This is a genomic window from Streptomyces thermospinosisporus, from assembly GCF_039526425.1.
Lineage (GTDB): Bacteria > Actinomycetota > Actinomycetes > Streptomycetales > Streptomycetaceae > Streptomyces > Streptomyces thermocarboxydovorans.
The window spans coordinates 82,230-94,360 of record NZ_BAAAIZ010000116.1 but is presented as its reverse complement, the minus strand read 5'-3'; the positions used below and the strand labels follow the sequence as shown (position 1 = coordinate 94,360).

6 protein-coding genes and 1 pseudogene are annotated in these 12,131 nt (G+C 73.2%); 2 read left to right on the top strand and 5 right to left on the bottom strand.

Going from position 1 to position 12,131, the window contains the following annotated elements; genetic code table 11:
* Positions 1–87 precede the first annotated feature (87 nt).
* The 4 genes from ABD207_RS29495 to ABD207_RS29480 form a co-directional block, all read right to left on the bottom strand.
* Positions 88–2,073, bottom strand: a complete 1,986-nt coding sequence (locus ABD207_RS29495; RefSeq protein WP_344016300.1) for an acyl-CoA dehydrogenase family protein — start codon at positions 2,071–2,073, stop codon at positions 88–90.
* 232 nt (positions 2,074–2,305) lie between these two features.
* Complete coding sequence (locus ABD207_RS29490) at positions 2,306–3,754, bottom strand: aldehyde dehydrogenase family protein (RefSeq protein WP_344016298.1); 1,449 nt, start codon at positions 3,752–3,754, stop codon at positions 2,306–2,308.
* 141 nt (positions 3,755–3,895) lie between these two features.
* Positions 3,896–5,509, bottom strand: a complete 1,614-nt coding sequence (locus tag ABD207_RS29485; protein WP_344016297.1) for a PucR family transcriptional regulator — start codon at positions 5,507–5,509, stop codon at positions 3,896–3,898.
* A gap of 141 nt (positions 5,510–5,650) precedes the next feature.
* Positions 5,651–8,071: a type IV secretory system conjugative DNA transfer family protein gene (locus ABD207_RS29480; protein WP_344016296.1), complete on the bottom strand. Its 2,421-nt coding sequence runs from the start codon at positions 8,069–8,071 to the stop codon at positions 5,651–5,653.
* A 583-nt stretch (positions 8,072–8,654) separates the two neighbouring features.
* On the opposite strand from ABD207_RS29480, the gene gabT reads away from it, so the two are divergent.
* Both gabT and ABD207_RS29470 read left to right on the top strand, forming a co-directional pair.
* Positions 8,655–9,989, top strand: a complete 1,335-nt coding sequence (gabT, locus tag ABD207_RS29475) for a 4-aminobutyrate--2-oxoglutarate transaminase (protein WP_344016295.1) — start codon at positions 8,655–8,657, stop codon at positions 9,987–9,989.
* A 517-nt stretch (positions 9,990–10,506) separates the two neighbouring features.
* Positions 10,507–11,166: a phosphatase PAP2 family protein gene (locus tag ABD207_RS29470; RefSeq protein ID WP_344016294.1), complete on the top strand. Its 660-nt coding sequence runs from the start codon at positions 10,507–10,509 to the stop codon at positions 11,164–11,166.
* Here ABD207_RS29470 and ABD207_RS29465 read toward each other — a convergent pair.
* A pseudogene (locus ABD207_RS29465) lies at positions 11,105–12,131 on the bottom strand (carbohydrate binding domain-containing protein); the annotation flags it as partial. The gene ABD207_RS29470 and the pseudogene ABD207_RS29465 sit on opposite strands and share 62 nt — an antisense overlap.

The window sequence follows — 12,131 nt, the reverse complement described above, 5'->3', positions numbered from 1 at the left end:
GGCGGTGCCCGGCGCCGGCCGGGCGGGCGACCGCGCGCTGTGGGTGATGCGCTGTCGTGGTGCGCTGTGGTGGTGTGCGGGTGGCGGTCAGCGGATCGGGCGGTGCACGTTCTCCTTGGTGCTCGGTCCCGGGATCGCGTCCGCGATCCACGGCCCGTCGCCCGACGGGTCGACGACGCCCTGCTCCAGCCACTCGTAGGCCCCGGACAGCACGCCCTTGACCAGCTTGCTGTCCAGGTCGTCGGTGTTGGTCCAGAGCCTGCCGAACAGCTCCTCCACCCGGATCCGCGCCTGGCGGCAGAAGGCGTCCGCGAGCTGGTACGCCTCGCGGCCGTTCTCGCCCCGGCTGCGCAGCAGTTCGGCGCGGACGCAGGCCGCGCTCATGGCGAACAGCTCGGCGCCGATGTCGACGATCCGCCCCAGGAAGCCCTGCTTGGTCTCCATCCGTCCCTGCCAGCGGGACATGGCGTAGAAGGTGGAGCGGGCCAGCTTGCGGGAGGTGCGCTCGACATACCGCAGATGCGTGGAGAGGTCGATGCCGTGCTTGAACTCGCCGAAGGTGCCCGGCAGCTGCCCGGGTCCGGCGACCAGCTTCGGCAGCCACTTGGCGTAGAAGACGCCCGCGTTGGCGCCCGCCCTGGCCTTGTCGCCGAGGGACTTGTCGGGGTCGATCAGGTCGCCGGCGACGGACAGGTGCGCGTCGACGGCCTCGCGGGCGATCAGCAGATGCATGATCTCGGTGGAGCCCTCGAAGATCCGGTTGATGCGCAGATCGCGCAGCATCTGCTCGGCGGGTACGGCCCGTTCGCCGCGCGCCCGCAGGGAGTCGGCCGTCTCGAAGCCGCGCCCGCCACGGATCTGGACCAGCTCGTCGGCCATCAGCCAGGCCATCTCCGAGCCGTAGAGCTTGGCGAGGGCGGCCTCGATGCGGATGTCGTTGCGGTCCTCGTCCGCCATCTGGGAGGAGAGGTCGACCACGGCCTCCAGGGCGAAGGTGGTCGCCGCGATGAACGCGATCTTCGAGCCGACGGCCTCGTGCAGCGCGACCGGCTTGCCCCACTGCTCGCGGGCCGCGGACCACTCGCGGGCGATCTTCAGGCACCACTTGCCGGCGCCGACGCACATCGCGGGCAGCGAGAGCCGGCCCGTGTTGAGCGTGGTCAGTGCGATCTTGAGGCCCTGTCCCTCCTCGCCGATGCGGTTCGCGGCGGGGACCCGGACCCGGTGGAAGCGGGTGACGCCGTTCTCCAGGCCGCGCAGGCCCATGAAGGCGTTGCGGTTCTCGACGGTGATGCCCTCGGAGGCGGCCTCGACGACGAAGGCGGTGATGCCGCCGCGGTGCCCCTCGGACTTCGGGACGCGGGCCATGACGACCAGCAGGTCGGCGACCACGCCGTTGGTGGTCCACAGCTTCACGCCGTCGAGGATGTAGTCTCCCCCACTCTCGGCTCCGCTCGAGCGGGAGGTGCCCCCATCGTCGGGGACCGCCGTGGTGGCGAGCCGCGCCGGGTCGGAGCCGACGTCCGGCTCGGTGAGCAGGAAGGCGGAGATGTCGGTGCGGGCGCAGCGCGGGAGGAACTTCTCCTTCTGCTCCTGGGTGCCGAAGAGCTTCAGCGGCTGCGGGACGCCGATGGACTGGTGGGCGGAGAGCAGCGCCCCGATCGAGGGGTTCGCGGAGCCGACCAGGGCGAGGGCCTTGTTGTAGTAGACCTGGGTGAGGCCGAGACCGCCGTACTTGGTGTCGATCTTCATGCCGAAGGCGCCGAGTTCCTTCAGGCCGGTGATGACCTCGTCGGGGATCCGCGCATCGCGCTCGATCCGGGCGCCGTCGATCTTGGTCTCGCAGAAGTCGCGGAGTTTGGCGAGGAACTCCTCGCCGCGCTGGGCGTCGTCGTCGGCCGGGAGGGGGTGGGGGTGGATGAGGTCGAGCCGGAAGCGGCCGAGGAAGAGTTCCTTGGCGAAGCTGGGCTTGCGCCAGTGCTGCTCCCGCGCGGCCTCCGCGACCTGCCGGGCCTCACGTTCGGTGACGGTTGGTCGAGACGGAGTGGTGGGTGTCTCGGGGCTTGCGGACATGAGGCTCACCTCGCCGCGAATCGGAAGATTGGGTTCGTTACCGACTGGTGCTACTCGATCGTATGTACCCGATTCGTAGCGACCCCACCACCCTTCGTGCGGCCGTTCGGCCCAGCGGTCGCCGAGCCGGCCCGGCGGCAATCAGCCACCTGGAAGGCCGCGGCGGTGAAGAAGGGGCCCGGCACCGGAAGGCTCGGTGCCGGGCCCCTTCGGCCGGGGTGCGGCGTACGCGTCAGAGGGACTCGATGCCGGTCAGGACCATCACACGCTCGTAGGTGTAGTCGTCCATCGCGAACTTCACGCCCTCGCGGCCCACGCCGGACCGCTTGGCGCCGCCGTACGGCATCTGGTCGGCCCGGTAGGAGGGCACGTCGCCGATGACCACGCCGCCGACCTCCAGGGCGCGGTGGGCGCGGAAGGCGGTCTGCAGGTCGTGCGTGAAGACGCCCGCCTGGAGGCCGTACTTGGAGTCGTTGACGGCGTCGAAGGCCGCCTTCTCGCCGTCCACCTGCTGCACGGTCAGGACCGGTCCGAAGACCTCCTCGCAGGAGATCTTCACACCGGGCGGGACGTCGGTGAGCACGGTCGGGGCGTAGGAGGCGCCGTCGCGCTTGCCGCCGGTCAGGAGCGTGGCGCCGGCCTCGACGGCCTCCTGCACCCAGGCCTCGACGCGCTTGGCGGCGTCCTCGCTGACCAGCGGGCCGACGTCGGTCTTGTCGTCGCTGGGGTCGCCGGTGACCTGGGCCTCGACGGCGGCGACGATGCGCGGCAGCAGCCGGTCGTAGACGGAGGCGTCGGCGATCACGCGCTGCACCGAGATGCAGGACTGGCCGCCCTGGTAGTTGGAGAAGGTTGCGATGCGGCCCGCCGCCCAGTCCAGGTCCTCGTCGCTCGACCAGTCGGAGAGGACGACGGCCGCACCGTTGCCGCCGAGCTCCAGGGTGCAGTGCTTGGTGGGCACCGACTCCATGATCGCGTAGCCGACCTGCTCGGAGCCGGTGAAGGAGATCACCGGCAGCCGCTCGTCCTGCACCAGGGCGGGCATGCGGTCGTTGGGCACCGGCAGGATGCTCCAGGAGCCGGCCGGCAGGTCGGTCTCGGCCAGCAGCTCACCGAGGAGCAGCCCGGACAGCGGGGTGGCCGGGGCGGGCTTGAGGATGATCGGAGCGCCGGCGGCGATGGCCGGGGCGACCTTGTGGGCGCACAGGTTCAGCGGGAAGTTGAACGGCGCGATGCCCAGCACGACGCCCTTGGGGAAGCGGCGGGTGAAGGCGAGCCGGCCCTGGCCGCCGAGGTCGGTGTCGAGCCGCTGGGCCTCGCCGCTGTTGAAGCGGCGGGCCTCCTCGGCCGCGAAGCGGAAGACGGACACGGCGCGGCCGACCTCGCCGCGCGCCCACTTGATGGGCTTGCCGTTCTCGGCGGAGATCAGCCGCGCGATCTCCTCGGTGCGCTCGGCCAGCCGCCGGCTGACGTGGTCCAGGGCGGCGGCACGGACGTGGGCGGGGGTGGCGGCGAACTCGTCCCGCACGGCGTACGCGGCGGCCACGGCCTCCTCGACCTGCGCGTCGGAGGGCACGCTCACCGAGCCGACGACCCGGCCGTCCCACGGGGAGGTGACGTCGAAGGCGGACTCGCCGGTGGCCTGGCGGCCGGCGAGCCAGAAGGCGTGGGTGGAAGTCATGTGAGTCCCGGCCCTTCCGCGTTGGGGGTGGACATGGCTGGCATGGATTGCTGAGTCCACGGTAGGTGCGGGGCCGGGCGAGGTCGTTTGTCCGAGTCGTAGCAGTCGGGCGGCGCGGCACGCCGCAATGGCCAGGGAGGGCTACTCGGTCGTCGTGGCCTTCAGCGCCAGCCACAGCTCCATGCGGACGTCCGGGTCGTCCAGGGAGCGGCCGAGGATCTCCTCCACGCGGCGCATGCGGTAGCGCAGGGTGTGGCGGTGCACGCCGAGGTCGGCCGCGGCCGCGTCCCACTGGCCGTGCCGGGAGAGCCAGGCGCGCAGGGAGGCGACGAGGTCGCCGCGGCCGGTGGCGTCGTGTTCGCGCAGGGCCCGCAGCAGCCCGTCCGCGAAGGCCCGGACCGCGTCGTCGGCGAGCAGCGGCAGCACGGAGCCGGCCGCCATCTGCTCGTGCTCGACCAGCACCCGGCCGCGCCGCCGGGCCACCGACAGCGCCTGCTGGGCCTGTTTGTAGGCGGCGGAGGCGGCGATGGGCCCGGCGGGTGCGGACAGCCCGATGACGGGGTCGTCCTCGTCGGTGGTGGGCAGGGTCCGGCGGGCCTCGCCGCCGGGGCGGGCCGCCTCCAGCGCGGCCGCGTGGTCGCAGCAGGCGGTCACGGCGGCGCCCCCGTCGGCGGCGAGCACCACCAGCCGCTCCCCCTCGGGCACCACCAGCACGGCCTCGCCGGCGCGGGCGGCGGCCGACTCCATCACCTCGGCGAGCACGTCGAGGGCGTCGCCGCCGGGCTCGCCTCGGTCGCGGGCGGCGGCTGCGGTGCCGGTCTCGGCGACGATCAGGCGGAACGGCGCGTCGAGGAGGCCGCCGTAGAGGTCCCCGGCGACCGCGCGGGCGTGGTCCGGCTCCCCGGCGAGCAGCATGCGCAGCACGGCGGCGCCGATGCGCTGCTCGGCGGCGTGCAGGGAGCGGGAGCGTTCGGTGGTGAGGGTGAGCAGGGCGATCGCGGAGTGCAGGGCGTAGCGCTCGGCGGTGCCCAGGGTGGAGGCGGTGCCGACGGCGAGGGCGGCGCGCGGGAGGCGTCCGGTGCCGAGGGAGTGCAGCTCGACGCGGTCCTCGTACTCGGGTCCGGCGACCACGGAGGAGGCGGGTGCGGGCCGCTCGCGCAGCCGCTGGACGTCGGCGGTGAGCCGGGCCGCGCGCCGGCCGGCCCACTCCGGTGCGGTGGCGACGACGGCGCCCGAGGCGTCGTACAGCGCGGCCCATCCGTCGACCTGGGAGGCGAGCGAGGAGAGCAGTCCTTCGGGGCCGGCGGTCAGCGCCTGCTTGGTCAGCTCCCGCTGGGCGGCGAAGCCCGCGGTGACGGCCTGGTACTGCTCGGCGGCGATGGCGGCGGAGACCGCCTTGCTGATGGCGAGGAAGGGGGTGCGGCGCGGCACCTCCAGCAGGGGCAGGCCCTCCTCCTCGGCCGCCCGGACGAGGGCCTCGGGTATGTCCTCGTAGTGGACGCCGACGGCGAAGCCGAGGCCGACGACTCCGGCGCCGGCCAGCCGCTTCACATAGCGGCGCATCGCCTCGGGGTTCTCCGCGTCCAGTTTGAGCGCGGTGATCAGCAGCAGCTCCCCGCCCTCCATGTAGGGCACGGGGTCGGCGAGTTCGCTGGCGTGCGCCCAGCGGACCGGCACGTCCAGCTTGTCCTCGCCCGCGCGGACGGTCAGCTTGAGCGCCGAGTGGTGGACGAGCGAGGCGAGCGTCAGGGGCATGGGGGCTGGGTGCCTTCGGGTCCGGTTGTCTGGGTGAGCTGTGCGGGCCGTGTGAGGACTGTGATCTTTTGGCCGCCGCGTATGAACGGCCTGTGTCGATTCTGCCTCACTGTACGGTCCTCGCATGCCGGACCGTTCAGCTCATCCCTGCAGGTCCACCAGCAGCGGCGGCGCGTGCTCGCCCTTGACGTCGGTCAGCGACAGCACGGCGTGCCCGGGCGGCAGCCCGTGCGCCAGCTCGGACGCGGACCACCGCTCCCGCTCGACCTGCCGGACGGTGACGGCCTCGGTGGTCACCGCCTTGCCGGTCACCAGCTTCCGCAGGGCGTGCATCGCCCGGGTCATGGGCTGGTCGGCGAAGACGGTGTGCTGGGCGACCTCCGTGGTCTCCACCCACTCGGTGCCCCAGGCCTGAGCGAAGGCCCGCCCGTCCCAGGTGGTGACTCCGCAGAACGCCGCCCGGCAGCCCACCGCGCTCAGCAGCGGGCCGTGCAACGACTCCGGCACGTCGCCGAGGGTGCGCAGGCCGAGCACCACACCGGCGTTGTGCGACCTCAGGCGCTGGACGGCGCGCACCGTGCCCCTCGTCACGGCGCCGGAGGCGTCGTCGAGCACCAGGCCGAGGAAGTGGTCGCGTGCACCGCCGGCCCGGGCGACGGCGAGGAACTGGGCCAGCACCAGGCGGGCCAGCAGGTGCGCGGCCTCCTCGTGGCCCTGCTCCGGCAGGTCGATGCGGACCCGCAGCGGGTGGTGGGCGATGGCCCGCAGGGAGAACGGCCGCACGGTCCGGGCCGGGGCGTCCTGCCCTGCGCCGTCGTCGTCCGGCGTGCCCTCGCCGAAGCTGTCCCGGAACGCCGGCCGGTCCAGGAGGGAGAGCCGGTCGGCGATGGCGGGTCCGGCCGTGGCCGCGGCACCCGTCTGCCTCAGCCACGGCTCGAGTTCCCGTCGCAGGGCGGGCGCGTCGTGGGCCGGGAGCCGGTCCAGCAGTGCGGTCAGGGCCTCCTGGCGCCCCTCCACGAGTTCCCGCAGAGCCGGAACGGCGGGGAAGGAGCCGTAGGCGGCGCGGTAGGGGCCGATCAGCTGGGCCAGCGCCGTGGCGGCGCGTGGGGTGTCGATGGTCTCGATGTCGCCGACCAGGCCCTCGGCGAGGACGGCGGCGGCCTCGTCGGGGTCGGTGGACTCCGCGTACAGGTCCAGGGAGTGCAGCGAGGCGGGGTCGCCCGGCCGGACGACGACGTCGTACGCCGTGTCCTCCCCGAGCGGCGCGCTCGCCATGCCCACGGCGACCACGGCGCAGCCGCCGGTGAGGGCCTGCAGGGTGAGGGACTCGGCGACCGGGACCATCAGCCGGTCCGTCCTGCCCGAGCCGGGTGGCCCGACGGCGAGCAGGGAGGTGCCGAGCGTGGCGGGTTCGAGCGCCGCCCCCGCCCCTTGGTGGGAGACGGGGGTCCGTTCGGCTGCGGCCCAGCGGCCGATGCGGACCTGGCCGGCCAGCAGGTCATGGGTCGCGGTGCGCCGGGGAAGGTCTCGGGCGCCCGAGGGATGCGTCCATGCGGCACCACCGTGCCGCAGCACCGTCTCGGTGAACGAGGCGAGGCGCCCCGCCCGTCGCAGTGCCTCCCAGGAGCGCTGGATCCGGGCGCAGTCCACGTCGTTCATCCGCCCGCCGAGCACCTCGGCGGCGAGGGCGTCCGCCGCCTGCGTCTGTCCGGCCGTCCGCAGGGACGGCCACTGGGAGGGCTTCGCGGCGACGGGCTCGGCGCCGGGCCGGGGACCGGCCTTGCGGGCGGCGCTCCAGCGCCGCAGCAGCGGCACCCAGTCGCCCCACCGGGCGGCCGGCCACAGCACGGCGAGGGCGATCGCGGCGACCAGCAGCAGGACGACCAGGGGGTTGTCCGTCGCCTCCCAGCCATCGGTGATCAGCGCGACCAGCAGGATCATGGTCGTGTAGACCGGCACCGGGTCGCTGTCGAAGAAGGGGAACACCAGCAGCAGGGCGACCAGGGCACCCCCGGCGGCGACCCTCGCGCGGGCCGGCTGTTCCCAGCGGCCGAGCCAGTGCCGGATCAGGGCCGGCCAGGCGCCCAGGTAGCCCATGGCACACATGAGGAGCAGGGAGAAGAGGGTGTCGGCGACCTTCCTCGCCGCGAAGCCCTGCCAGAATTCCTCCTTCGGCCACAGCGACCCGCGGTACCACCATTCGTTCGGGGTGAACAGCCGCACCAGCTCCCCCTGATAGGGGAAGTTCCCGCGCAGCCACAGGGTCCACAGGAAGGCGCCGGCGACGAGGGGGATCACAGCGCCGGCGACGGTCGCCGGAGCGAGCTTCCTCCTCGGGCTGCTCGGCCGGGGCGGGACGTGGCCGAACCGCCAGACGCCGAGGGCGGTGCCGGCCCGCGGCGTGTCCAGCCACGACGCCACCGGCCGGCTGTGCTGCGCCTCGTGCTGCGGCTGGGACGGCACGGCCGGCGAGGTGCGCGGCACCGGCTTCAGGGGGGCGGCAGGACCCGGTACGGCTGGCCCTCGCGTACCCCGCACGTCCTGCGTCCCGTCGCCGTCCATCGCCTCTGCCCCCTGACCAGCCGCTCCGTCCACCATCAGCGAGCCAATCTAACGCTCCGACAGGACCGGTTCACCGCTTACGCGGCCGGGTCCTGCCGACCGGCGGTTTCCGTCGCCCGGCCGGGGCAGGCTCAGGCCGGGCTCCCGTCGCCCGGCCAGGGCAGGCTCAGGCCGGAGATTCCGTTGCCCGGCCAGGCCGGCCGGGCCCCGGAGTCCGCCGCCCAGCCACGTCCACCGACGCTCCGACAGGACCGGTTCACCGCTTACGCGGCCGGGTCCTGCCGACCGGCGGTTTCCGTCGCCCGGCCGGGGCAGGCTCAGGCCGGGCTCCCGTTGCCCGGCCAGGGCAGGCTCGGGCCGGGTTCCCGTTGCCCGGCCGGGCCGGCCGGGCCCCGGAGTCCGCCGCCCAGCCACGTCCACCGGCCCGCAGCCCCGCCCGGCCGGGCCCGGCCGCCGCTATGTCCATCGCGGACAACCCGGCCCCCCGGACAACGCCCACATGGAGCATGCCCAGCCCTCCCCGTCGGCCCTAGCCTGCGAGAAAAGAAGACAAGCGTCCGCAAAAGACCCCCAGGAGCCCCGCATGACCGCACTTCCGCAGGAGCGCCGCGTCGTCACCGCCATTCCCGGCCCGAAGTCGCAGGAGCTGCAGGCCCGCCGTACCGCCGCGGTCGCGCGGGGCGTGGGCTCCGTGCTGCCCGTCTTCACCGCGCGTGCGGGCGGCGGCATCATCGAGGACGTCGACGGCAACCGTCTGATCGACTTCGGCTCCGGCATCGCCGTCACCTCCGTCGGCGCCTCCGCCGAGGCCGTGGTCCGCCGCGCCTCCGCGCAGCTCGCCGACTTCACCCACACCTGTTTCATGGTGACGCCGTACGAGGGCTATGTGGCCGTGGCCGAGGCGCTCGCCGAGCTGACCCCCGGTGACCACGCCAAGAAGTCCGCGCTGTTCAACAGCGGCGCCGAGGCCGTGGAGAACGCCGTCAAGATCGCCCGTGCGTACACCAAGCGGCAGGCCATCGTCGTGTTCGACCACGGCTACCACGGCCGGACCAACCTCACCATGGCGCTGACCGCGAAGAACATGCCGTACAAGCACGGCTTCGGCCCGTTCGCGCCCGAGGTGTACCGCGTCCCGGTGGCCTACGGCTACCGCTGGCCGACCGGCCCGGAGAACGCCGGTCCGGAGGCCGCCGCGCAGGCCATCGACCAGATGTCCAAGCAGGTCGGCGCCGAGAACATCGCCGCCATCGTCATCGAGCCGGTGCTCGGCGAGGGCGGCTTCATCGAGCCGGCCAAGGGCTTCCTCCCGGCGATCAGCAAGTTCGCCAAGGACAACGGCATCGTCTTCGTCGCCGACGAGATCCAGTCCGGCTTCTGCCGCACCGGCCAGTGGTTCGCCTGCGAGGACGAGGGCATCGTCCCCGACCTGATCACCACGGCGAAGGGCATCGCCGGCGGTCTGCCGCTGGCCGCCGTCACCGGCCGCGCCGAGATCATGGACGCCGCGCACGCGGGCGGCCTGGGCGGCACCTACGGCGGCAACCCGGTGGCCTGCGCGGGTGCGCTCGGCGCCATCGAGACCATGAAGGAGCTGGACCTCAACGCCAGGGCGAAGCGCATCGAGGAGGTCATGAAGGGCCGCCTGAACGCCATGGCCGAGAAGTTCGACATCATCGGCGACGTGCGGGGCCGCGGCGCGATGATCGCCATCGAGCTGGTCAAGGACCGTGTCACCAAGGAGCCCAACCCGGAGGCCACGGCCGCGCTGGCGAAGGCCTGCCACCAGGAGGGCCTGCTGGTCCTGACCTGTGGCACCTACGGCAACGTGCTGCGCTTCCTGCCGCCGCTGGTCATCGGCGAGGACCTGCTGAACGAGGGCCTGGACATCATCGAGCAGGCGTTCACCAGGATCTGAGTCGGCACGTTCACCCGGACCTGAGGCCGGCAACCGAGTCCGGTATCCGGTACCTGAGTCCGGTGTCCGCGTTCCGCATCCGGGTCCCGGCGCGGAGTCCGGGCCTCCGGGTCCCGGCTCCGGGCCGGAGCGGAACGGTTCCAGCGGCAGAGCGTGTGAAGAACGTGTGCGAGGTGGATGGCAGGAGGCCGTTCACCCTGTTCCGGGCCCACCCCCTGCCGTAAGTTCTTCCCAGATGAGAGATACACCCCGCTCACAGGCCACTGTGAGCGGCTCGGGCCGAGGCCTCCCCAGCTTCGACCTGGTCGTGCCCTCGCGCACACAACCGGAGCCGTGAGCTTCGGGTCTCCTCACCGATCGGACGGTCGCCGCCCCAAACCCCCCGGGGCGTGCGACGTTCCGATCCGGACGGTCGGCTCGCCCGGCGAGCCGGCGGTCCACCGCAGGGCCGACGCACTCCCCCCCTTGCGCCGGCCCTTTGGTGTGTCTGCTCGGTGTCTTTGCCAAGCTGGGCGGCATGCTCCTGCTCGGACCCCTGGCCCTGCTCCTCGCGCTGATCACCTGGCAGGTCGTCACCGACGGCCCGCTGGTGGACGCGGACGAGCGGCTGAGCCGGGCCCTCGTCGAGCCCGACCAGGCCTCCGAACTGCTCTCGGACCTCGGCAATGTGCAGGTGGCGGTGCCGGTCCTGGTGATCGCGCTGGCGTATGCCGCCTGGCACGGGCGTGCCAGGGGCCTGGACCGGTGGTGGCTGCCGCCGGCCGCCGGTGCCGGGGCCATGGTGCTGGTGCCGGCGCTGGTCGCCCCGCTGAAGGAGTGGACCGACCGCCCGGGCACCCCGGCCGTGCCCCCGGCGGCCGGCTACTACCCGTCCGGCCACACCGCCACCGCCGTGGTCGCCTACGGCGCGGCGGCCCTGCTCCTCCTTCCGCTGCTGCGCTCGGCGGCGGTGCGGCGCGCACTGGTGGTGCTGTGCGCCCTGCTGGTCCTCGGCGCCTCCTACGGGCTGGTGCGCCGGGGCTACCACTGGCCGCTGGACGTGGCGGCCAGCTGGTGTCTCGGGGCGATGCTGCTGATCGGCGTGTCCCTGCTGGCCGGGCGGGCCGGCGGCCGGGTCAGCCGAAGTAGCCGTCGAAGGTCCGCTGGAACTCCCAGCCCCCGAAGCGGTCCCAGTTGATCGACCAGGTCATCAGCCCGCGCAGCCCCGGCCAGGTCCCGTGGGTGGCGTACGAGCCGCAACCGGTCTTCCTGGTGAGGCAGTCGAGGGTCTTGACGACCTCGGACGGCGGCACGTGCCCGTTGCCCGCGTTCGGGGTGGCCGGCATGCCGATGGCGACCCGGTCCGGGCGCAGCGGCGGGAAGACGTTGTCCGGGTCGCCCGCGACCGGGAAGCCGGTGAGCAGCATGTCGGTCATGGCGATGTGGAAGTCGGCGCCGCCCATGGTGTGGTACTGGTGGTCGAGGCCCATGATCGGGCCGGAGTTGTAGTCCTGGACGTGCAGCAGGGTGAGGTCGTCGCGCATCGCGTGGATCACCGGCAGATAGGCGCCCGCCCTCGGGTCCTGGCCGCCCCACGGGCCACTTCCGTAGTACTGGTAGCCGAGCTGGACGAAGAAGGTCTCCGGGGCCATGGTCAGCACGAAGTCGTCGCCGTAGCGGGCCTTGAGGGTACAGGGTGACGCTGGTGGAGGTGACCGTGCCTGCTTTCAGCCCGGTGGGCGGGGCGGGTGGTGTGCCGGTGTCGCCGCCGGGACCGGTCAGCGAGATGTCGTCGGCGTGGTAGGGACCGGTGCCGTACCAGCCGTGGGTGTAGAGGGTTGACCTTCGTGGTGGCGGGGCCGGTGCGGAAGGTGGTGGTGAGCTGCTGCCAGTCGGGGGCGGACTGGGTCCAGGTCGCCACGTCGGTGGTGCCGGTGCCGCTCGCGCCCAGGTAGACGTAGGAGCCGCGGACGTAGCCGGAGAGCGTGTACTGGGAGTCCGGCTGGACGGTGACGGTCTGGCTGCAGCGGGCGTTGTCGTTGCCGGCCGGCGTGGCCTCGAGCGCGGAACTGCCGCTGCGGACGGGTGAGTTCACGGTCCTGCCGGCGGTGCAGGTCCAGCCGTCGAGGCCGGACTCGAAGCCGCCGTTGCGGGCGAGGTCCG

What these genes read in the sequence shown, in the direction of transcription:
- gabT (WP_344016295.1), top strand. Translation starts at nt 8,655, where the DNA reads ATGACCGCACTTCCGCAGGAGCGCCGCGTCGTCACCGCCATTCCCGGC.
- ABD207_RS29470 (WP_344016294.1), top strand. Translation starts at nt 10,507, where the DNA reads ATGCTCCTGCTCGGACCCCTGGCCCTGCTCCTCGCGCTGATCACCTGG.
- ABD207_RS29495 (WP_344016300.1), bottom strand. Translation starts at nt 2,073, where the DNA reads ATGTCCGCAAGCCCCGAGACACCCACCACTCCGTCTCGACCAACCGTC.
- ABD207_RS29480 (WP_344016296.1), bottom strand. Translation starts at nt 8,071, where the DNA reads ATGGACGGCGACGGGACGCAGGACGTGCGGGGTACGCGAGGGCCAGCC.
- ABD207_RS29490 (WP_344016298.1), bottom strand. Translation starts at nt 3,754, where the DNA reads ATGACTTCCACCCACGCCTTCTGGCTCGCCGGCCGCCAGGCCACCGGC.
- ABD207_RS29485 (WP_344016297.1), bottom strand. Translation starts at nt 5,509, where the DNA reads ATGCCCCTGACGCTCGCCTCGCTCGTCCACCACTCGGCGCTCAAGCTG.